This is a genomic window from Pseudochrobactrum sp. sp1633 (assembly GCF_030376605.1).
Taxonomy (GTDB): domain Bacteria; phylum Pseudomonadota; class Alphaproteobacteria; order Rhizobiales; family Rhizobiaceae; genus Pseudochrobactrum.
The window spans coordinates 133,878-156,882 of record NZ_JARRAE010000007.1 but is presented as its reverse complement, the minus strand read 5'-3'; the positions used below and the strand labels follow the sequence as shown (position 1 = coordinate 156,882).

16 protein-coding genes are annotated in these 23,005 nt (G+C 52.8%); 13 read left to right on the top strand and 3 right to left on the bottom strand.

Annotated features, from left to right (window positions below; all coding sequences use genetic code 11):
- Window positions 1-234: 234 nt before the first annotated feature.
- Window positions 235-3,693: a pyruvate carboxylase gene (pyc, locus tag P8H26_RS10175; protein WP_289632854.1), complete on the top strand. Its 3,459-nt coding sequence runs from the start codon at window positions 235-237 to the stop codon at window positions 3,691-3,693.
- 42 nt (window positions 3,694-3,735) lie between these two features.
- On the opposite strand, the gene P8H26_RS10170 is transcribed toward pyc, so the two are convergent.
- The gene (locus P8H26_RS10170) at window positions 3,736-4,338 is read right to left on the bottom strand and encodes a response regulator transcription factor (RefSeq protein WP_289632852.1); all 603 of its coding nucleotides are present in this window, start codon (window positions 4,336-4,338) and stop codon (window positions 3,736-3,738) included.
- The gene (locus P8H26_RS10165) at window positions 4,338-6,338 is read right to left on the bottom strand and encodes a PAS domain-containing sensor histidine kinase (protein ID WP_289632851.1); all 2,001 of its coding nucleotides are present in this window, start codon (window positions 6,336-6,338) and stop codon (window positions 4,338-4,340) included. Before P8H26_RS10165 ends, P8H26_RS10170 begins: the two co-directional genes overlap by 1 nt.
- A gap of 233 nt (window positions 6,339-6,571) precedes the next feature.
- On the opposite strand from P8H26_RS10165, the gene P8H26_RS10160 reads away from it, so the two are divergent.
- The 5 genes from P8H26_RS10160 (at window position 6,572) to ispG (ending at window position 12,481) form a co-directional block, all read left to right on the top strand.
- On the top strand, window positions 6,572-7,570 hold the full coding sequence (locus P8H26_RS10160; protein ID WP_289632850.1) for a TRAP transporter substrate-binding protein: 999 nt from the start codon (window positions 6,572-6,574) through the stop codon (window positions 7,568-7,570).
- Between the two features lie 195 nt (window positions 7,571-7,765).
- Window positions 7,766-8,380: a TRAP transporter small permease gene (locus P8H26_RS10155; protein WP_289632849.1), complete on the top strand. Its 615-nt coding sequence runs from the start codon at window positions 7,766-7,768 to the stop codon at window positions 8,378-8,380.
- Window positions 8,377-9,702, top strand: coding sequence for a TRAP transporter large permease (locus P8H26_RS10150; RefSeq protein ID WP_289632848.1), 1,326 nt, complete (start codon window positions 8,377-8,379; stop codon window positions 9,700-9,702). Before P8H26_RS10155 ends, P8H26_RS10150 begins: the two co-directional genes overlap by 4 nt.
- A 180-nt stretch (window positions 9,703-9,882) precedes the next feature.
- Window positions 9,883-11,076: an MFS transporter gene (locus tag P8H26_RS10145; protein WP_289632847.1), complete on the top strand. Its 1,194-nt coding sequence runs from the start codon at window positions 9,883-9,885 to the stop codon at window positions 11,074-11,076.
- 133 nt (window positions 11,077-11,209) lie between these two features.
- The gene (gene ispG / locus P8H26_RS10140) at window positions 11,210-12,481 is read left to right on the top strand and encodes a flavodoxin-dependent (E)-4-hydroxy-3-methylbut-2-enyl-diphosphate synthase (RefSeq protein WP_289632846.1); all 1,272 of its coding nucleotides are present in this window, start codon (window positions 11,210-11,212) and stop codon (window positions 12,479-12,481) included.
- A 56-nt stretch (window positions 12,482-12,537) separates the two neighbouring features.
- Here the strand turns inward: ispG and P8H26_RS10135 are convergent, their stop codons facing one another.
- Complete coding sequence (locus P8H26_RS10135; RefSeq protein ID WP_289632845.1) at window positions 12,538-13,458, bottom strand: polyprenyl synthetase family protein; 921 nt, start codon at window positions 13,456-13,458, stop codon at window positions 12,538-12,540.
- 214 nt (window positions 13,459-13,672) lie between these two features.
- On the opposite strand from P8H26_RS10135, the gene mtgA reads away from it, so the two are divergent.
- From mtgA to P8H26_RS10100, 7 genes are all read left to right on the top strand, one after another.
- A complete protein-coding gene (mtgA, locus tag P8H26_RS10130) occupies window positions 13,673-14,398 on the top strand; it encodes a monofunctional biosynthetic peptidoglycan transglycosylase (RefSeq protein WP_289632844.1) in 726 nt (241 codons plus the stop codon).
- 258 nt (window positions 14,399-14,656) lie between these two features.
- Window positions 14,657-14,839, top strand: a complete 183-nt coding sequence (gene rpmF / locus P8H26_RS10125; RefSeq protein WP_022709922.1) for a 50S ribosomal protein L32 — start codon at window positions 14,657-14,659, stop codon at window positions 14,837-14,839.
- Window positions 14,840-15,149: 310 nt separating this feature from the next.
- Window positions 15,150-16,334, top strand: a complete 1,185-nt coding sequence (locus P8H26_RS10120) for an acetyl-CoA C-acetyltransferase (RefSeq protein ID WP_289632843.1) — start codon at window positions 15,150-15,152, stop codon at window positions 16,332-16,334.
- A 905-nt stretch (window positions 16,335-17,239) separates the two neighbouring features.
- Window positions 17,240-20,317 carry a helicase-related protein gene (locus tag P8H26_RS10115; RefSeq protein WP_289632842.1) on the top strand — a complete coding sequence of 1,026 codons (3,078 nt, stop codon included), beginning with the start codon at window positions 17,240-17,242 and terminating at the stop codon, window positions 20,315-20,317.
- 4 nt (window positions 20,318-20,321) lie between these two features.
- Entirely contained in the window at window positions 20,322-20,726 is a 405-nt protein-coding gene (locus P8H26_RS10110) for an RNA-binding S4 domain-containing protein (RefSeq protein WP_289632841.1), read from the top strand.
- Window positions 20,727-21,229: 503 nt separating this feature from the next.
- A complete protein-coding gene (gene fdxA, locus P8H26_RS10105; protein WP_121994126.1) occupies window positions 21,230-21,568 on the top strand; it encodes a ferredoxin FdxA in 339 nt (112 codons plus the stop codon).
- Between the two features lie 439 nt (window positions 21,569-22,007).
- Window positions 22,008-22,586: a CarD family transcriptional regulator gene (locus tag P8H26_RS10100; protein WP_289632840.1), complete on the top strand. Its 579-nt coding sequence runs from the start codon at window positions 22,008-22,010 to the stop codon at window positions 22,584-22,586.
- Window positions 22,587-23,005: the final 419 nt, after the last annotated feature.

Sequence of the window (23,005 nt, the reverse complement as noted above, 5' to 3'; positions counted from 1 at the left end):
AAAACGAGGAATGACTGCGGAATTAGAATAGGATTCTCTTTCTCCGAATGCAGTCTAATACTTTGGAATAATTGGAACAGAGATGCCCGGCACTTGTGTCGGGCATTGTTATTTATAGTCGTAATTTTGCTGTTCTTTCCTCAAAAAAACTTTCAGTATGCAGCCGGATATACCGCTTTTCACGGGAACGAAAACCGGTGTGGACTGTGTTATTTGCAGTGAGGGAGATCTGCTTTGCCTATCCATAAAATTCTTGTCGCTAACCGCTCTGAAATTGCCATTCGCGTATTTCGCGCTGCAAATGAGCTGGGCATGAAAACCGTGGCGATCTGGGCAGAGGAAGACAAACTTGCATTGCACCGCTTCAAAGCGGATGAGAGCTATCAGGTCGGGCGCGGGCCGCATCTGCCGCGTGATCTGGGGCCGATTGAAAGCTACCTTTCTATCGATGAAGTAATCCGCGTTGCCAAACTCTCCGGTGCTGACGCCATCCATCCGGGCTATGGTCTGCTGTCGGAAAGTCCTGAATTTGCCGATGCATGCGCTGAGAACGGCATCATCTTTATTGGTCCGAAAGGCGATACGATGCGCCGTCTTGGCAATAAGGTTGCCGCGCGCAATCTGGCTGTTGAGGTTGGTGTGCCGGTGGTGCCTGCCAGTGATCCTCTGCCGGAGGATATGGATGAGGTGCGCAAGATTGCCGACAGCATCGGCTATCCTCTGATGCTCAAAGCCTCATGGGGCGGTGGCGGGCGTGGCATGCGCGCCATTCGCGAGGCCAAGGATCTGGCGCGTGAGGTGACGGAAGCCAAGCGCGAGGCCAAAGCCGCTTTCGGCAAGGATGAGGTCTATCTGGAAAAGCTGGTTGAGAGCGCACGTCATGTTGAGGTGCAGATCCTCGGTGATACGCATGGCAATGCCGTGCATTTGTTTGAGCGTGATTGTTCCGTGCAGCGCCGCAACCAGAAAGTGGTAGAGCGCGCACCGGCACCCTATCTCAATGATATGCAGCGGCAGGAACTGGCGGATTATGCGCTGAAGATTGCCCATGCCACCGACTACATTGGTGCAGGAACGGTTGAGTTCCTGATGGATGTGACCTCCGGAAAATTCTATTTCATCGAGGTCAATCCGCGTATTCAGGTGGAGCATACGGTGACAGAGGAAGTCACCGGTATTGATATTGTGAAAGCGCAAATCCGTATTCTGGAAGGCGCTGCCATTGGCACGCCGGAATCCGGTGTGCCGGAGCAGAGCAAGATTGTGCTGCGCGGCCATGCTTTGCAGTGCCGAATTACCACGGAAGATCCGGAGCAGAATTTTATTCCGGATTATGGACGGATTACGGCTTATCGCGGGGCAACCGGTTTCGGTATTCGTCTGGATGGCGGCACTGCTTATTCCGGCGCCTTCATCACCCGCTATTATGATCCGCTGCTGGAAAAGGTGACCGCATGGGCATCAACACCGGAAGAGGTGATCCTGCGTATGCACCGCGCTTTGCGTGAGTTCCGTATTCGTGGTGTATCGACCAATCTGACCTTTCTGGAAGCGATTATTACGCATCCGAAATTCCGCAGCAATGAATATACCACGCGGTTTATTGATACGACGCCGGAGCTGTTTGAGCATGTGAAGCGGCAGGATCGTGCGACCAAGCTTCTGACCTATATTGCTGATGTTACGGTCAACGGCCATCCGGAAACCAAAGGCCGTGCTTTGCCGCCAGCCAATGCAGCCGCGCCGAAAGTGCCCTATGTCCCAAGCGGCGATATTCAAAATGGTACGCGCCAGAGACTGGCGGAACTGGGGCCGCAGAAATTTGCCCAGTGGATGCGCGATCAGAAACAGGTGCTGATAACCGACACGACAATGCGTGACGGGCATCAGTCATTGCTGGCCACGCGGATGCGCACCTATGATATTGCGCAGATTGCGGAAACCTATGCGCGTCTGCTGCCAAACCTGTTCTCACTGGAATGCTGGGGCGGTGCGACCTTTGATGTTTCCATGCGCTTTCTCACGGAAGACCCGTGGGAGCGTCTGAGCAAAGTGCGTGACGGTGCGCCGAACCTGCTGCTGCAAATGCTGCTGCGCGGTGCCAATGGTGTTGGCTATAAGAGCTATCCCGATAATGTGGTGACGCAATTTGTGCGTGAAGCAGCGCGGGGCGGCATTGATCTGTTCCGCGTATTCGACAGTCTCAACTGGGTTGAGAATATGCGCGTGTCGATGGATGCCGTGCTGAGCGAGGGCAAACTTTGCGAGGCCGCGATTTGCTATACCGGCGATCTGCTGAATGCGGCGCGCCCGCAATATGACCTCAATTATTATCTGAAACTGGCGCGTGAGGTTGAAAAGGCCGGTGCGCATATTATTGCTATTAAAGATATGGCAGGGCTATTGAAGCCGCAGGCTGCCCGCAAGCTGTTCACTGCCTTGCGGCAGGAAACTGATCTGCCGATCCATTTCCATACTCACGATACATCCGGCATCGCGGCGGCAACTGTGCTGGCGGCTGTGGAGAGCGGTGTGGATGTTGTTGATGCGGCGATGGATGCATTGTCGGGCAATACCTCGCAGCCATGTCTCGGTTCGATTGTCGAAGCGCTGGCAGGAAGCGAGCGCGATCCGCAGCTTGATCCTGCATCCATCCGCCGGATTTCTTTCTATTGGGAAGCAGCACGTAATCAATATGCAGCTTTTGAGAGTGATCTGAAAGGGCCTGCATCGGAGGTTTATCTGCATGAAATGCCGGGCGGACAATTCACCAATCTGAAGGAGCAGGCGCGCTCATTGGGGCTTGAAAGCCGCTGGCATGAGGTGGCGCAGGCCTATGCGGATGTGAACCTGATGTTCGGTGATATTGTTAAAGTCACGCCATCTTCCAAGGTGGTGGGCGATATGGCGCTGATGATGGTCAGTCAAGACCTGACGACTGCCGATGTGACCAATCCGGCCAAGGATATAGCCTTTCCGGATTCTGTGGTGTCGATGATGCGCGGTGATCTGGGGCAGCCGCCAGCAGGCTGGCCGAGGCCATTGCAGGTCAAAGTGCTGAAAGGCGAGAAGCCGTTTACTGAGCGTCCGGGTGCATTGCTGCAACCGGCTGATCTGGAGGCGGAGCGGCAGGAGATTGAGACGAAACTTGAGCGCAAAATCAGCGATCAGGAGTTTGCGTCCTATCTGATGTATCCGAAAGTCTTCACCGATTTTGCCGGTGCGCAGACCCTCTATGGCCCGACAAGTGTGCTGCCGACGCCGGTTTATTTCTACGGACTGGCACAAGAGCAGGAGGTCTTTGTTGAGATCGAGCGCGGCAAGACGCTGGTCATCCGCAACCAGGCGGTGGGCGATGTTGACGATCAGGGAATGGTCACGGTGTTCTTTGAACTGAACGGTCAGCCGCGCCGTATCAAAGTGCCTGACCGTGCCCGTGGTGCAGGCAAAGGTGCGCGCCGCAAAGCAGAGCTGAATAATGAGGCGCATATTGGTGCGCCGATGCCGGGCATTGTTTCAACCGTTGCGGTGGTGAGCGGACAAAGTGTGAAAGCCGGTGATGTGTTGCTGTCGATCGAGGCAATGAAAATGGAAACAGCGCTCCATGCCGAGCGTGATGGTGTGCTGGCGGAAGTGCTGGTGCGTGCCGGTGACCAGATTGATGCCAAGGACTTGCTTGTCACTTATGCCTGAGAACAAGGAACTGAGGGGCGGCAGATTTCCGCCCCTCAGATTTCAGGAATTCTGCTCGGTCAGGCTGATCAGCCGCGCGAGTTCAACAGCATTGCGGGCGCCCATTTTTTCCATGATATGAGCGCGGTGTACCTCTACCGTGCGGATGGTGATCTCCAGCCGGTCAGCAATCTGTTTATTGAGCAGTCCTTCTAAAATCATGAGCAGCACTTCATTTTCACGCGGGGAAAGCTGCGTGCGCTTGCGCCAGATCTCATCGCGCTGACGGTCTGCGACGGCGCGTTCTTTCGCTTTGTGCAAAACGGCCAGCACACGATCAACCAGGTTATTGTCATTAAACGGCTTTTCGAGAAAATCTGCTGCCCCCTGTTTCAGGCATTCCACGGCCAGCGGAATATCGCCGTGGCCGGTCAGAAAAATCACCGGCTGTCTGGCATGAAGGCTGATCAGCTTGTCGAAAACCTCAAGGCCGGACATGCCCTCCATTCGCATATCGAGCAGGATACAGCCCTGAAGATCAGGTGACCATTTCTCAAGAAATGTTTCTCCTGACGGCCAAGTCACCACGCCTACGCCACGGGAGCGGAACAGCCATGACAGGCTGTCGCGGATCGCATCATCGTCATCGATAATATGAACAGTCATTATGGTTTTTCCTGCGCGGCCAGAGGAAGGGAAAGGCAGAAACTGGCGCCTTGCTTGTCAGGCGTATCCGACAGCCATAGGCGACCTTTGTGGGATTCCAGGATAGAGCGGCAGATGGGCAGCCCCATACCCATCCCGTCGGATTTTGAAGAAATAAAAGGCGTGAAAATTTCATTTTCCATGTCTGCCGGAATACCATGCCCGTGATCGGTGATGGTGATAACGGCCTCGGTATGGCCGGTTTCAAGTGTGATATGCAGGGTCTGCCGGTTGCGCGGCAGACCTGCGGCAGCTTCATGCGCATTGCGGATCAGGTTGAGCAGGACCTGCTGGATCAGCACGGCATCGGCGCGCACAGACACCGGTGCATCCGGCAGGCGCAGGTCAATCTTTCCGCCGCTTTTGAGGATATCGCCGGTGACAAAGCTGGTTGCGTCCTGCACAATCCGGCGCAGATCATGCTGCTCCTGTGTGACCGAGCGTTTGCGCACAAAATCGTGGACACGGTGCACAATGGTACCGGCACGTTGCGCTTGATCGGATAGTTTTTGTAATACACCGCCCAGCTCACTCATTGGCATGGTGCCGGAATTGAGCAGATTGAGGCTGCCGGTCGCATAGCTCGTGATTGCTGCGAGCGGCTGATTCAGCTCATGGGCGAGTGTGGAGGCCATTTCACCCATCGTAATCAGACGGGCATTGTGCTGCAGTTTCTCTGCTTCTGTCTGGCGGGCTTCTTCCAGTTTTTTGCGCTCGGTCACATCAACGAGGGAACCCATCCAGCCGATATGGGTGCCGTCAGCATCAATGAGCGGAGCTTCATAAACCAGTACATCAATCAGCACACCGTTTGGCCGGATGAACCGTGTTTCAAATTGATGCGGGGCGATGCCTGTACTGCGCATATCGTTCTGGCGCTGAATGCCCTCAGACATAATCTCCGGCGCCCAGTAAGGATGGGGCGGCACCATGCCGATTAGCTGTTTTTCCTCATAGCCGACCATGCGGCAAAATTCCGGATTCACATAGATAATGCGGCCATTACGGTCGCGTGCGCGCATGCCGATGGTCAGCGAATTTTCCATCGCTTGCCGGAAAGCATATTCGGTACGCAGCGCGTGTTCGGCAGCGGCTCTGCGGCGGTTCTGGCGATAGGCCATCCAGAGGTTGATAATAACCAGAATGGTCAGGCTGATAATGGCCGCTGAAACCACAATAGGGCCAATGGCCGGCCGGCTCTGATAGGGCGTAACGGTGATGTAAGTACCGGTGAGCGGCGGGTCAAAAGAGATGGTATGGCGTGCCTGATTATTGGTCGGCATGATGCTGGATTTCGAGAGCAGGGCATCGCCACCGGCATCCGTCAACGAGACCTGATATTTGCCTGCCACCCACCAGGGCACATTGCGCGACAGCAGCCTGTCGAGAGATAAAATCACCCAAAGGGAGCCTGCGGAGCGGTTATTGGTGTAAACCGGCGCCACCATATCAACAGCCCAGCCCTCGGTCGTGTGCCGTGGCGAGGAATAGACAGGTTTGCCGAATAGGCGGCTATGATCTGCAAGTGCCGGTTTATAAGCGCTGACTATATTGAGGCCGGGTGGTGCGCTCTCCAGCAGATTGCCGTCCGGTGAAAACCAGCTGATATCAATAAATTCCGAGTGGATGGAAACGAGATGCTGGATTTGCGCTCTGATATGGTCTGTCTGCTGCGGATCGCGGCCGATATCGGTTGCCAGATCCCGTAGCTCTGTCTCAAAGGTCTGCAATTGAAAGCGCAGATATTGCTCAACCCATAAAGCATCTGTGGTCAGTTTTTTCTCGGTTTCAGACTGGTTGTCGCGCGACGTCATCCACAGCAGTGTGACTGTGAGGGTTACAATCAGCAGGATAGCGAGCAGCGGTATGATCAGCGTGTAATCGCGCGCTGTCAGACGAAAGCCTGTCTGACTTTTACTGCTGCTGTTGTGATCATTCAATGCGGCGGGACGGGGTTTCATGCGTCGGTCTGGCTATCCTCATTGTCTTTTTTGCGGGCACAGGTCAGGGCAGTTTTGCCCTTGCAGATTTATGCCTGTGGTAAACCACAATAGAAATACTGTGGTATTCCACAATAGAATTAACCTCACACTCCTTTTAAGGAATTTATCTGACTTCTGCTCCGCACGGAGCATGTGCCGGTTCGTTGCCGGATTTTATGAAACGCATTATGCAGGCTTGGGAGGGCCTCTCTATGAAATTTCTGACAACTGCCGGTCTTGCTGCCATTCTCGCTTTCGGTGTGAGCACAACTGCGCTTGCGCAGGCGATTACCATTAAATTCAGCCATGTTGTGGCACCGGATACACCAAAAGGCAAAGGCGCTGTAAAGTTTAAAGAGCTTGCTGAAACCTATACAGACGGCAAAGTGAAGGTCGAGATTTATCCGAACTCACAGCTCTATAAAGACAAGGAAGAGCTGGAAGCATTACAGCTCGGCGCTGTGCAGATGCTGGCACCGTCACTGGCAAAATTCGGCCCGCTTGGCGTGCGTGAATTTGAAGTGTTCGATCTGCCGTTCATTATGAAAGACTATAATGATCTGCGCAAAATTACCGATGGTCCTGTTGGCCGTGCGCTGCTCGACAAGCTGGATGCCAAGGGCATCAAAGGTCTTGCCTATTGGGATAACGGTTTCAAAGTGATGTCAGCAAACAGCCAGCTGCATGTGCCTGATGATTTTCTCGGCCTGAAAATGCGCATTCAGTCGTCCAAAATTCTGGAAGCGCAGATGAAAGCATTGGGCGCGGTGCCGCAGGTGCTGGCATTCTCGGAAGTTTATCAGGCTTTGCAGACCGGCGTTGTGGATGGCACGGAAAATCCGCCATCCAACATGTATACCCAGAAAATGCACGAAGTGCAGAAACATGCCACGGTCTCTAATCATGGCTATCTGGGCTATGCGGTGATCGTCAATAAAGCCTTCTGGGAAGGTTTGCCGGATGATGTGCGTGGCCAGCTTGATAAAGCTATGGCTGAATCAACCGCCTATGCCAACGACATCGCTCAGAAAGAAAATGACGATTCTCTGGCGGCGATGAAAGCGGCCGGTACGACAACTTTCTATGAACTGACACCGGAAGAACATGCGGAATGGGTTGCAGCACTCAAGCCTGTGCATACTGAAATGGCAGATCGTGTGGGCGCAGACCTCATCAAGCAGGTTTATGAAGCTGTCGGGATGAAAGAATAATCCTCTCAAGAGCCCGCCGCTTGCGGCGGGTTTGCCTGCTCTGACGATGGTGCTCAGAGCAGGCACTTTATCCCGTATTATATCTTTTCCTTCATCCTTGCGCGTGCTGGCGGCCACAGCGGTTGATTTGTTGCGCACAAAATTTAACGAACCGGAGCGCCGTCAGACGGTGCCGTTTCATCTGAGGAGCATCCTATGGTGTTGCGTATCCTCGACCGCTTTGAAGAAATATTGCTGTCTTTCCTGATCGCATCGGCCGTCGTGCTGATCTTTGTGGCGGTTGTTCACCGTTATTCTATCGGCGTTGCTGCTGATTTTTTATCCTGGGCACGGGCGAATGATTATGTCGGATTGCAGAGCTATGCCCGCAGTCTTTTTCGCTGGCTGGCATCCATTAATCTGACCTGGGCACAGGAAGCCTGTATCTATCTGTTTGTATGGATGGCGAAGTTCGGTGCGGCCTATGGGGTGCGTATCGGCATCCATGTTGGTGTTGATGTGCTGGTGGAGCGGATGTCCCCGAAAAATCAACGCCTGATGATCATCATCGCGTTTCTGGCCTGTATTCTGTTCACAGGGATTGTGACGTGGATCGGCACGGATTTCGTCTGGCATATTTCCAAAACCGGCCAGATTTCGGCTGATCTCGAAATGCCGATGTGGATCGTTTATCTCGCTGTGCCGCTTGGTTCTGCCTTGATGTGCTTCCGCTTTATTCAGGCAATGTGGCTCTATCTGACCACAGGTCATATCGCTCATCACGATCATGGTCATGTGGATGGCATGGAAGAAGCGGAGGAGTTCCGATGACCGCTCTGATTATCTTCCTTATTCTGGCATTGCTGCTCGTGACCGGTATGCCGGTTTCCATTGCGCTGGGTCTGACAGTTTTCACCTTCCTGTTCAGTTTCACATCCATTCCGATGGATTCGATTGCGCTGAAGTTGTTTACCGGTATCGAAAAATTCGAGATCATGGCGATCCCGTTTTTCATTCTGGCGGGTAATTTCCTTACGCATGGCGGGGTGGCCAAGCGCATGATCCGCTTTGCCACGTCGATGGTCGGGCACTGGTATGGCGGTATGGGACTGGCTGCGGTTGCCGCCTGTTCGCTGTTTGCCGCGATTTCCGGCTCTTCTCCGGCAACGGTGATGGCGGTTGGCTCCATCCTGATACCGGCAATGGTCAAGCAGGGCTATCCGCCGCAATTCGGCACCGGCGTTATCGCTACATCCGGCGGGCTTGGTATTCTCATTCCGCCGTCGATTGTGATGGTGATGTATGCGGTGGCCACATCCGGCATGGTGGTGACCGGACCGGACGGTGCACCGGTTATGTCTGCCTCCATCGGTACATTGTTTATGGCCGGTGTTATTCCGGGGCTGATGCTGGCGGCAATGCTCGGCAGTACCACGATCTGGCGCGCATGGAAAAACGGTTATCCGCGCATGCAGAAAGCCAGTTGGCGCGAACGCTGGGAAGCATTCCGCTCTTCCGTCTGGGGATTGATGCTGATCATCATCATCATGGGCGGTATTTATGGCGGCTTATTCACGCCGACTGAGGCGGCAGCGGTTTCTGCGGTCTATGCTTTTGTGATTGCGGTGTTTGTCTATAAAGACATCAAGCTGCGCGATGTGCCGCGCGTGCTGCTGTCTTCGGCAGCGATGAGTGCGATGTTGCTCTATATCATTACCAATGCGGTGATGTTTGCTTTCATTCTGACCTCGGAACAAATTCCGCAGCAGATGAGCGCATGGATTGTCGAGCAGGGCTTTGGCATGATCGGCTTCCTCCTGATGGTGAATATCATCCTGCTGCTGATCGGCATGGTGATGGAACCTTCTGCCGTGGTGCTGATTATGGCGCCGATCCTGTTCCCGATTGCCGTGAAGCTCGGTGTTGATCCGGTGCATTTCGGGGTGATGATGGTGGTGAATATGGAGATCGGTCTGTGTACACCGCCGGTGGGGCTCAATCTTTATGTGGCCTCATCCATATCCAAAATGGGGCTGACGGCGGTGACCAAATCCACATTGCCGTGGATTATCACAACGCTGGTCTTCCTCGGGCTCGTTACCTATGTGCCGCAGATCACGCTCTGGCTGCCGCACACTTTGGGTATGAAATAGAGACAATCCGATATGAAAAATAAAAACGGGCGGCTTTTATGCCGCCCATTTTTCGTCAAAAATCCGTGACGATAGTGCTGCACACTTGAAGTGATTTCTTTTGCGTGTGAAATGCAGTAATCCACATGGAAGCAGTGCAATATATGCCTGCAAATATTCTGAACCTGATGGAGCGGTTGTGTGAGCGGAGATGCAGGGACCAGTACAGCGCAGACCTTCGTTGTTGACGATGGTGCGCGTTATTATCGCTGGGCGGTGGCCGGTGCATTTTTTGCCAATGGTTTTGTAACCGGCAGCTGGGCACTGCATATTCCGTTGCTGATGAACCGGCTGGGTGTGTCTGAAGGCGTTTTCGGATTGCTCATTCTGGTCTTTGGTCTTGGTGCTCTGGCGGCAATGAGCTGGTGCGGCCCGCTGATTGCCCGCTACGGCTCAGATCGTATCACCAAGGCTTTTGCTGTCGGTGTGGCCTTCTGGCTGGTTTTTGTCGCTCTCACTGGCAATCTCTATCTTGCTGTGCCGGTCTTGTTTCTGTTCGGTGCGGTGGTCGGCGGTATGGATGTGGCGATGAATGCCAATGCCGTTGCCGTGGAAAAAACACTCGGCCGTGCTTTAATGTCCTCCTCTCACGGGTTCTGGAGCCTTGGCGGTTTTGCAGGCAGTGGCCTTGGCAGTTTCTATCTGCATTATCAGGGTGCTTTCAGCCATGCGTTGATGGTGACTGTTATTGCCGGCGGGATTATGCTGGTTGCGTTGCCGAAACTGGTCGCTGACCGTCAGCCGCACACCGGCGAAAAAATCCGTTTTACACTTCCCAATCAGCCGGTGATTTATCTGATCGGCATGATGGCACTATTTGCGATGATACCGGAAGGTGCGGTTCTGGACTGGGCGGCGGTTTATATTCAGCAGGCATTTAACGCTGACCTGACCACTGCCGGATATGGTTTTGCGGCTTTTTCCGGGACGATGGCGCTGGTTCGTTTTCTCGGCGACGGCGTGCGCAACCGGTTTGGCGCCGTGCGGACATTTCGCGTGTCGATCATTATTGCCGCAGCAGGCTTGTTTGTCAGCGGTTTTGCACCACATGCGTGGATAGCAATTCTTGCCTTTGCGGTTGCGGGGCTTGGTGTTGCCAATATTGTGCCGATTATCTTCTCGGCAGCGGGTAATCAGAGCGGCATCCATGCGGGCACGGCTTTAAGTCTTGTCACATTGATGGGCTATTCAGGGATTCTGGTTGCACCGTCACTGATCGGCTTTATCGGCGGGCATATTGGTTTTGGTCCGGTTTATATGGTGCTGGCACTGATGCTGGTGGTGGTTTTCATGCTTTCCTCACTCGCAAGTGCCGCAGACCAGAAAAGAGAATAGAACTTTTAACAGCCCTGCTGTAAGACTGTCACAATTGCAGTTCAAAGGCTGTTCCGTCACCGGTGCGAAACAGCTTTGATCGCGTAGACTTCTGTATCACTTCAAGATTGCCCACTTTTAAGATTGTACGACTATGGCTTCTGATAATCTGCACTATAATGCCCATCCCTTTGCCCGCCGCTCATCTGTCGGGGTCAATGTCGGCGGTGTCATAGTTGGCGGTCATGCCCCTGTGGTTGTGCAATCCATGACCAACACGGATACGGCAGATATTGACGGCACAGTTGCGCAGGTCGCAGCCCTGCATCATGCGGGTTCTGAACTGGTGCGCATTACTGTTGATCGTGATGAGTCCGCTGCTGCTGTGCCAAAAATCCGTGAGCGTCTGGAACGCCTCGGCCTCAATGTGCCGCTGATCGGTGATTTTCATTATATCGGCCATAAGCTGCTTTCAGACCATCCGGCCTGTGCGGAAGCGCTGGCGAAATACCGCATTAATCCGGGCAATGTCGGTTTCAAAGATAAAAAAGACAAGCAGTTTGCCGAAATCATTGAAATGGCAATCCGCTATGACAAGCCGGTGCGTATCGGTGTAAACTGGGGCTCGCTGGATCAGGAATTGCTGACCACGCTGATGGATCGCAATCAGGCCGCAGGTGCGCCGCTGACCGCGCAGGAAGTCATGCGCGAGGCAATTATCCAGTCTGCGCTGATTTCCGCTGATCTGGCTGAGGAAATCGGCCTGCCGCGCGACAAGATTATTCTGTCTGCCAAGGTTAGTCAGGTGCAGGATCTGATTGCCGTTTATGCTGAGCTTGCCAAACGCTGCGATCATGCGCTGCATCTGGGGCTGACCGAAGCCGGTATGGGCACCAAGGGCATCGTCGCCTCTTCCGCAGCAATGGGTATTCTGCTGCAACAGGGGATTGGTGATACAATCCGTATTTCCCTCACACCGGAGCCGAATGGCGACCGTACCCGCGAAGTGCAGGTCTCGCAGGAATTGCTGCAGGTAATGGGTTTCCGTCAGTTCATCCCGATTGTTGCGGCATGCCCTGGTTGCGGCCGCACCACCTCGACAGTATTTCAGGAACTGGCGCAGACAATCCAGAATGATATCCGCACCAATATGCCGATCTGGCGCGAGAAATATCCGGGCGTTGAAGGCCTGTCCGTTGCGGTGATGGGTTGTATCGTCAATGGGCCGGGCGAATCGAAACACGCGAATATCGGTATTTCTCTGCCGGGAACCGGTGAAACGCCATCCGCACCGGTTTTCGTAGACGGCAAGAAAGTCGCCACATTGCGCGGTCCGGCGATTGCTGAGGACTTCCAGAAGATGGTGGCGGATTATATCGAAAATCGCTACGGGCTTGGCGCGAAAAAGCCGGAAGCCGCTGAATAAGAATAATAAAAAACCGGCTTCTCAGCCGGTTTTTTAATTGAGACTTTTGGCTGAATTCAGCTCTGACGCAGGGCGATGAAATGCGCTGCTTCTTTCAGAACTTGTGCTTTTTCACCGAATGGTGCCAACAGGTCTTCAGCCTGTGCGACCAGTCCGGCCAGCTGTTTCTTTGTCCAGTCAATACCATGCAGGGAAACAAGGGTCGCTTTGCCTGCGGCGGCGTCTTTGCCGGTGGCTTTGCCCATCGTTTGCGCATCGGCAGTCACATCAAGCAGATCATCAGCAAGCTGGAAAGCCAGACCAATGGCCGAGCCGAATTCTGCAAGGCGCTCACGTTCTTCCGTGCTTGCATTACCGATAATTGCACCGGCTTCACAGGCAAAGCGGATCAGCGCGCCGGTTTTCATGGCTTGCAGGGTGATGATTTCCGCTTCATCAGGACTGGCGGTTTCAGCCATCAGGTCGAGTGCCTGACCGCCGACCATGCCGCCAACACCGGAAGCCCGCGCTAAAGCGGCGATCAGATCGAGACGGGTTTTCACCGGCAATTCCGTCGCATCATCGGCAATAATATCGAAGGCATAAGTGAGAAGACCATCACCGGCGAGAATCGCTGCCGCTTCATCATAGGCTTTATGTACGGTCGGTTGACCGCGGCGCATGTCATCATCATCCATCGCAGGCAGATCATCATGCACAAGCGAATAGCAATGAATGCATTCCAGCGCTGCCGCAACGCGCAATGCGGCGTGCGGATCAGCATCATAGAGGCGTGCAGTTTCCGTGACCAGAAACGGGCGCAAACGCTTGCCGCCATTCAGCGCGCCGTGGCGGATGGCAGCCATCAGGCGCGGCGGGCGTGTAACCTCGCCAAGGCGCGGACGCTCATCCAGAAGCGTGATCAGCAGCTGCTCAACAGATGCGGCATGGGCTGCCAGTCGCAGTTCAAAACCGGAAATATCATGATCGTTTTTCATGGCTAAGGGCATGAACCATCCGGCTGTAATAATCAACTCCGGTTAGCCCGGAGCCGGATGAAATTTATGCATGAGAAGTGATGCAGAAAAGCCGCGAATTGTTTTTTACCAATAAATAATGCCTGAAAACTGCTATGTTTTGCAGGTCTGGCTTTTCAAGCAGCTGAAATTATGCAGTAACGATGGGGCAGGTAACGGAGAGAACACGGGCGCAATGACAAAACTTGTCATTCATAAGGAAGACGGCACCAGCTATCTGGCTGACCCCGCGCGAACCCGTCCGTGGTGGCGCTGGCTGAAGCGTTGTCTGCTTGTGCTCATAATCGCGCCTTTTGCTTTGCTTTTTCTCTATAAGCTGCCATTTGTGCATCCCATCTCGACATTGATGATCAAAGATCTGGTGACGCTGAAAGGCTATGAACGCCAGTGGGTGCCGATCGAAGATATGGCTCCTGTGCTGGTTAATTCGGTGATGATGTCTGAGGACGGTCAGTTTTGCAGTCATTACGGTATTGACTGGAACCAGCTGAAACTGGTGCTGGGCAGCGATGGCGAACCAAGCCGCGGTGCTTCGACAATCCCGATGCAGACGGTGAAAAATCTCTTCCTCTGGAACGGACGTTCCTATGTGCGCAAAGCGCTGGAGTTTCCTTTGGCGCAGGTTGCGTCATTGATTCTTTCCAAGCGACGGATGATGGAGATTTATCTCAATATTGTGGAGTGGGGTGACGGGATTTATGGTGTTGAAGCGGCGGCTCAGCATTATTTCAAGCGTCCTGCCTCTAAGCTGACAGCGCGTCAGGCTGCTTATCTGGCTGTTACGCTGCCGAATCCGATTCTCCGCGATGCGGCTAAACCGGGGCGCGGAATGGTAAGAATCTCCCGTATTATTGAGCGCAGAGCCCAAAATAGCGGCGCATATGTCTGGTGTGTGCAGTAATTTGCGTGAAACTCTGGCAAAAAACGCAAAAGTTTTTGTCTTTTGAATGCAAGTTGTGGTACACGGCATCGACTGAAATACATTTCTGAGCAAGTTTTAAGCCGGTAAATCAGGATTTGCATAAAAAAATGCGACTCCTGCTGGTCAAACGGCGGGCGAGCGTGTATATGCAGCAAAACTTTCCGGAACAATGTCCGATGTGACAGCCTTTTGCGAGGCACCCGGACATTCGATTGACTAATCACTGGAGCAGAATCCATGGCTGTACCTAAACGAAAAACTTCCCCTTCGAAGCGTGGCATGCGTCGTTCGGCCGATGCGCTGAAGGCTCCTACATACGTTGAAGACAAGAACTCCGGCGAACTGCGTCGCCCGCACCATATCGACCTGAAAAGCGGTATGTATCGCGGCCGTCAGGTTCTGGAGCCAAAGGAAGCGTAATTTCGCTTTTTCTTGGAGCTTTTAAAAAAGACCGGCTTTTTAGCCGGTCTTTTTTTGTTTGCGGTTTGCTCTCTATTCCGCCAGCGCATCACCTGAGCAGCGACATAAGTCTCAATCAGGCTGTTTCGGGCACATTTTACGGAAAATCGCGATAATCCTCCGGTAAGGCAGCACGGGGTTATGCGAAATATTCAAAACCTTGATTGCATTTAACGTCAGCATCATCTGTAACTGACGCTATAGTGGAGAAAAGCCGCTCCTGTGCAGCCGTGCAGGGGGCAGAGATTGGGATTTGAGGAAGTTATCTGTCATGAGCAAAGAAACAACAGTCGTCATTGCCAGTGCTGCGCGTACTCCGGTTGGTTCATTCAACGGGGCATTCGCCCATGTTCCGGCACATGAGCTGGGTGCAACAGCCATTAAGGCTGCGCTTGAGCGCGCCGGTGTTGATGCCGCAGATGTTGATGAAGTGATTTTCGGGCAGGTACTGACTGCAGGGCAGGGGCAGAATCCGGTGCGTCAGGCGGCAATGGCTGCCGGTTGCCCGATTGAAACCACCGGCTTTGCCGTGAACCAGTTGTGCGGCTCGGGTCTGCGCTCTGTGGCTCTGGGCTTACAGCAGATTGTTAATGGCGATGCGGCTGTCATCGTTGCAGGCGGTCAGGAATCCATGTCGATGGCACCGCATTGTGCTCATTTGCGTTCAGGCACCAAAATGGGCGATCTGACCATGATCGACTCGATGATGAAGGACGGCCTGACGGATGCGTTTCACGGCTATCCAATGGGCGTGACTGCGGAGAATATTGCTGACCGCTGGCAGTTGACCCGTGAGGAGCAGGATAATTTTGCGCTCGCTTCACAAAACAAGGCAGAAGCTGCGCAAGTTGCAGGTCGTTTTAAAGATGAGATCGTGCCGGTTACCATCAAGACCCGCAAAGGTGAGGTGGTTGTCAGCGATGATGAATATATCCGCCACGGTACAACGATTGAAGCTTTGCAGAAACTGCGTCCGGCTTTTGACAAGGAAGGGACTGTCACTGCCGGTAATGCTTCCGGTATCAATGACGGTGCGGCGGCAACCGTGCTGATGAGTGAGGCTGAGGCAGAGCGCCGTGGTATCAAGCCAATGGCGCGGATTGCATCATGGGCAACGGCTGGTGTTGATCCGGCAGTGATGGGCACAGGCCCTATTCCTGCATCGCGCAAAGCACTGGAAAAAGCTGGCTGGACCGTGAAAGATCTCGATCTGGTTGAGGCTAATGAGGCTTTTGCTGCGCAGGCCTGTTGTGTTGTCCGGGAGCTGGGTCTTGATCCGGCAATTGTGAATGTGAATGGCGGTGCCATTGCCATCGGTCATCCGATCGGCGCCTCCGGTGCCCGCGTGCTGACAACGCTGCTTTATGAAATGCAGCGCCGCGATGCTAAAAAAGGTCTGGCGACCCTGTGCATCGGCGGTGGTATGGGCGTTGCTCTCTGCGTTGAGCGTGATTAAGCCTCTTCCGCATTCAGCTGCATCGCCGATGTGTTAATCATCAGTGCAGCCAATAAGATCAAAGTCACGGGAAAATTAACTTTTCCGTGGCTTTTTTGTTCGCATTGAGCGCTTATTACAATCAGCTAAAGCTATATGTAGTGTCATTGTTTGTATTGCTGCCTACATTTTGTGGAAACAAAGCAGGAACTGAGTTGTATCAGCGATTCGTCGTTGATTCGTTCAGGGTTTGAGCGAAATGTTAACGCTGGCTTTGCTATCGCGCTGCTTTCTTAAAGACACTGTTAACTTGTCTTAATGTGACGAGCATCCAAAATTGGTCTGCAGTAATCAAAACCAATAATCAGCACGTCTCTTTTGGCAGACGTTAATTTATCCGGACGAAATCACAGGTTCTGTTCTGCCGTGTTTCTGTATCTAGTATGCATATTTTCCAAAAACACATTATGTAGATTTGAACAAAATAAGAACTTACAATAAGCATTGATTCGTAGCTGCTTTGTTCCACTGTTGTTCCGGTTGTTAAAATATGGAGTTTTTTGTGCGTTTTTCATTGTCAGGCAGCATGACCGTTTAGGGCAAAAAACGCGAAAATTTTAATATTTTCAGCGGTTGGGGCGCTTTTCTGTAATTTTCTTACGGTTTGAGATAAAAGAAGTCATAAAGGTGCCATTGTCACCCTTTTAGTCATTGGAAGATAGTGCTACCTGCTTTGCCTGAACTGCCTTGATGAACGGGCAGACAGAAAAATGGGGGATGCCGGATCAGGTGTTGCTGTATTGGAAAATACAGCCGGTCGCTGGCAAGGCAGACTTCATGTGTAACGACTTCATGAGACGGGGAATAATCAATTCCGCATGAATGACCAAAAGACCTCATTGACGCCTCCGCTCGGGGCGGCGTCTATGCACTCAACCGCAGCACCGCTTATTGTAAGTGGTCGTGATGTTACGGCTGTGCTGGGCCCGACCAATACCGGTAAGACTCATTTGGCGCTGGAGCGGATGCTCGCCCATGAGAGCGGGATCATTGGTCTGCCGCTGCGCCTTTTGGCGCGTGAGGTTTACAACAAGCTGGTTACTAAAGTGGGCCCTGAAAAAGTGGCGCTGGTAACGGGCGAAGAAAAAATCATCCCTAAAAGTGCCAAATATTCGGTCTGCACTGTTGAGGCTTTGCCGCGCCAGACCAATGCTGCATTCGTCGCTATTGATGAAGTGCAGCTGGCTGCAGATCTTGAGCGTGGCCATATTTTTACCGACCGCATTCTGCATTTGCGCGGGCGGCAGGAAACACTGCTGCTGGGCGCTGCAACCATGCGACCTATTCTCGAAAAACTGCTGCGCGGCATTAATATCATTACACGTCCGCGCCTGTCGCATCTGGCCTATGCGGGTTCGAAGAAGATCACGCGCCTGCCACGCCGCAGTGCGATTGTCGCGTTTTCTGCGGATGAGGTTTATGCGATTGCCGAGCTGATCCGCCGCCAGCGGGGCGGAGCTGCCGTGGTGATGGGCGCGCTTTCTCCGCGCACCCGCAATGCACAGGTCGAGTTGTATCAGTCCGGCGATGTGGATTTTCTGGTGGCTACCGATGCAATCGGCATGGGGCTCAACCTCGATGTTGACCATGTGGCTTTTGCGCAGGCCCGCAAATTTGACGGTTTCCAGTATCGTGATCTCAATCCCGGAGAGCTTGGTCAGATTGCCGGACGTGCCGGACGTCACTTGCGCGACGGGACTTTTGGGGTCACCGGTCAGGTTGATCCGTTTGATAAGGATCTTGTTGAACGGATAGAATCGCATAATTTCGATGCGGCTAAAGTGTTGCAATGGCGCACGGCACAGTTTGATTTTTCATCTGTACGGGCTTTGAAGCACTCATTAGACCGTTCTGCGCCTTTGGAAGGGTTGACACGGGCGTTGCCCGCAGTTGACATGCAGGCGCTGGAAAATCTGACGCGTGATGAAGAGATCATGCGGCTTGCGGATACGGCCAAGCGTGTAGAAATTTTGTGGGATGCCTGTGCGCTTCCCGACTATAGACGGATTGCACCGGCACAACATGCCGATATTATTGCTGCAATCTATAAGGATATCATCCGCAAAGGTTTTGTGGATGAGGACTATATGAGCGAGCAGGTGCGCCGGTCCGACAGGACTGACGGTGAGATTGACACTCTATCTCATCGTATTGCACAAATTCGCACATGGACTTTTGTGTCGCATCGGCCGGGCTGGCTGGCAGATCCGACACATTGGCAAGAGAAGACGCGCGAAATTGAGGACAGATTGTCCGATGCGTTGCATGAACGGTTGACGAAACGCTTTGTAGACCGCAGGACAAGCGTGCTTATGAAGCGCCTGAGAGAGAATGCCATGCTAGAAGCAGAAATTAGCCCGACAGGGGATGTCCTTGTCGAAGACCACAATGTCGGGCAGTTGGAAGGGTTCCGATTTACCGCTGATGTCAAGGCCGAAGGGCCGGACGCCAAGGCGGTGAAGGGGGCAGCACAAAAAGCGCTTGCCGCTGAATATGACCGTCGTGCCGAGCGCTTCTCTGCGGCGGCCAACGGTGATTTCGCGCTTGGCTCCGACGGCATTATGCGTTGGGTCGGTGCACCGGTTGCAACACTGGTTGCCGGTGACAGCACTATGCGCCCGCGCGCCGTGCTTTTGGCTGATGAACAGCTGACAGGCGCCTCCCGCGAGAAAGTACAAAGCCGTATTGACCGCTTTGTTGCGCATCACATTGAAACAGTGCTCAAGCCTTTGCACGATCTGACCGAGGCTGATGCCCTGACCGGCATGACCCGTGGTCTGGCTTTCCGTCTGGTTGAGAGCTTCGGTGTGATCCAGCGCCGTGAGATCGCTGAGGAAATCCGTGGTCTTGATCAGGATTCCCGCGCAGCATTGCGTCGTTTCGGCGTGCGCTTTGGTGCCTATCATGTATTTATTCCGGCATTGCTGAAACCGGCGCCCGCCGGTCTGATGACATTGCTCTGGGCTCTGAACAATGACGGCCGTGAACGCGCCGGTTACGGTGATGTCGTTCATGTGCTGGCAGCAGGACGTACTTCGGTTGTTGTTGATCCGGCTTTCGATCCGGTTTTCTACACACTGGCCGGTTATCGTGTTCTTGGCCGCCGTGCTGTTCGCTTTGATATTCTGGAACGTCTGGCTGATCTTATCCGTCCGGCGCTGGCATGGCGTACGGGTGCAGGTTTGCGCGCTGAAGGTGCCTATGATGGTGCCCGTTTCATGGTGACACCGTCGATGATGTCGATCCTTGGTGCTACACCGGAAGATATGGAAGAAGTGCTGAAAAGCCTTGGCTATCGCCATGAAGCTATGGAAGCACCGGCTGTTGCTGCTAAGCTTGCAGAACTGGATGCATTTGCTGAAGCTGATGCGGCGAAAAAAGCTGCGGATGGTGATGCAGTTGCTGTGGTTGAGGCCAGTGAAGCGGCAGACGCTGTGAAGGCGGATGAAGCTGAAGTTCAGAATACAGCTGAAGAGGCACCTGTTGCTGAAGTGACTGTGACTGAAGCTGCTGAAACCACTGAAGCAGAGGAACCTGTAAAGATGGTTCTGCTGTGGCGTCCGGGTCGTCATGATAACCGTGGCCGTGATCAGGCCAAGGATCAGGGCCGTGAGCAGAATCGCAATCGCCCGCGTCCGCAGGGCAATCGCCGTGCACCGGCAAAAGATGGTGCACCGGCTGTTGATGCCAAAGAAGGCACTACGGACAAGGATAATCAGGGTCGTGATAACCGCAGCAAGCGGTTTGAGAAAGCGGCACGGGTTGATTTCCGTAACGGTGAGCAGAAGTCTGGTCGCAACGAGCATCACGGTAAGCCGCGTCATGGTAAGCGTGATCAGGCTCAGGATCAGAAGCGTGTTGAACGCAATGATCGCCCTGCGCAGATTGATCCTGATTCACCGTTTGCCAAGCTGCTTGCTCTGAAAGAGCAGCTGAAGAAGTAAAGCTATGAATACGGGTGTTCTGAAACAACGCATTGATAAATGGTTGTTTTTCGCCCGTGTGGTAAAATCGCGCTCGCTGGCGGCAAAATTGGCTGCCGGCGGGCGTGTTCGTATTAACCGCGATAAAATTGATCAGGCATCTTACGGCATAAAAACCGGTGATGTGATAACGATCACGCTGGATCGCCGTGTTCTGATCTATAAAGTGCTTGAACTCGGAGAGCGTCGCGGCTCTTTTCCGGAAGCGCAATTGCTCTATGAAGATATGACGCCGCCGCCGGACGCCACAGCCCAAGAGGCAAAGCTTCTTGCTGAAAAACGAGATGCCGGCTCCGGCCGTCCGACCAAGCGCGATCGCCGGGCGACCGAGCGTCTTAAACAATCCGGCAATGGTTTCGACGATATCTGAAATGCTTTGCAACGAAGGATTCGGTGCGGATAGCAAATACTCCCGATCATAGGAAGTTTGAACACTGTCGTGCGGGGCAGTTGACTGACAGCAATGCTCTGTCTTCAAGCCTGTATTTTAAAACCATGCCGGAATCAGTGATTCCGTATTATCAATTTTTCGTGTGATGTCGTTTTCAGGCTGGAAGGGGCAGAGAGCGGGAGGATGGTTTGTGCTGTATTAAAGATCGGCGGGAACGCAGTTTTTAGGAAATTACAGCGCCGCAGAATGTGGTTCTTTTTTTGCGGCGGAGCGTCGCGGCTAAGGGAAAACCCCCTTGCAAGCTGTGGCTAAAGTCGTTACCTGACAGACAGGTTTTCTGTCGTCTTTTGTATGATACAGCTGCTGCAAAAAATCTTTTTCAGATTGCTGATCAGGTGACCGCTTCGGATCATCATCTGATTGTTTCATGTAATATTCGCCACATTATCTGAGTGGCAGTTCAAAACTCTAGGAGTTCGACAATGACTTATGTCGTGACCGATAACTGCATTCGTTGCAAATATACGGATTGCGTGGAGGTTTGTCCTGTCGATTGCTTCTATGAAGGCGAGAATATGCTCGTCATCAATCCTGATGAGTGCATTGACTGCGGTGTGTGTGAACCGGAATGTCCGGCTGAGGCGATCCGCCCGGATACAGAACCTGGCCTTGATAAGTGGATTGAACTGAATTCTGAATATTCAGCGAAATGGCCTAATCTGACAGTGAAAAAAGACCAGATGCCTGAAGCCGTCGAGATGGACGGTGTGGCCAATAAGCTTGAGCAGTTCTTCTCGGCAGAGCCCGGCGAAGGCGATTGATTCCTGCTGCGGCTTCATCGGGAAAGCGACAGAGCCTGCCATATTAATTAACAGATTATTAACACAATTCGCCGGAATGGCGACTTGTGATGGCATTTTGTTGATTCTGCCGGTTTTTTGTGTTACTGTCCACAACAATGTCGATGAGCAGACGTCATTTCGTGGCGGCTAAAGGTATTCACTGAAAGGCTGATATTAATTACAGGCTGAAATAGTGCCGGAGCAAGTTTGTTTTTAAATTTTGCTCCCACCGTTTATCCTGTGATTTTTTATGCTTAAGTTTTGCCTCAGCATCCCTTTTACATTCTGTTTCGACACTTGTTTTAATCAGCTGTAATGCTTGTTCCGTTTTCTTCGGGGCGGTTTCGCAGGACTGGTTGTATCACCGCGTGTAAACCGGCGCTCCAGGTGCCGGACACTACAGGGAGTATTGAAGCGTATGTCATCCCAGCAGAAAAAGACCGCAGTCCGTCAGGGTTTCAAGACGGGTGAGTCTATTGTGTATCCGTCACATGGTGTGGGACAGATCGTTGCAATCGAAGAACAAGAAGTTGCAGGCATGAAGCTTGAACTTTTTGTTATTGATTTCGATAAAGATAAGATGCGTCTTAAAGTGCCGGTTGCCAAAGCGGCGACCATCGGTATGCGTAAATTGTCCGAAACTGATTTTGTAGAACGCGCACTGAAAGTTCTGCAGGGTCGTGCCCGCATCAAGCGCACCATGTGGTCGCGCCGTGCGCAGGAATATGATGCAAAGATCAATTCCGGTGACCTGATTTCCATTGCGGAAGTTGTGCGTGATCTTTTCCGCGCAGAAAACCAGCCGGAACAGTCTTATTCTGAACGCCAGCTTTATGAAGCAGCCCTTGACCGCATGGCACGTGAAGTTGCTGCGGTGAACAAGCTGTCTGATACTGAGTCCGTTCGTCTCATCGAAGCAAATCTGGCAAAAGGCCCTAAACGTGGCGCCAAGACAGATGAAGCTGATGTTGAAGATGATGAAGCCGAAGCCGCATAACGCGATCTTTTAAGCTGAAATTGTTCTGATATTTAACAATGCCGTTCTGCCCAAGCAGAACGGCGCTGTTGTTTTTGAAGATGCACAATGTGTTCGCCCCAGAGCGGATGCGGCCATTAAAAATCTAGAACGAGCGTTGCGATCCAGTCTGAACGTAAACCGCTCTGGATGCTGTGCACTCTGATCCGTCCTTCTGTTTGCCGGATTTTATTGCTGGTGCAGTAAAAGCAGTTTTCAAGCTCTCTCTCCCAATAAATTATAGAATTAGCGACAGATGAAGGAACCAGCCTTTTCCTGATGCGTTTAGCTCGTAACGGATAACGTAATCCTCACAGAACGTGTTGCGTTTTCCCCATTCGCTGCGCCCGCTTTATTGTCTTTGTTCAAGGCATGTCTCTTAAAACTCGTTTGTTTCAGGA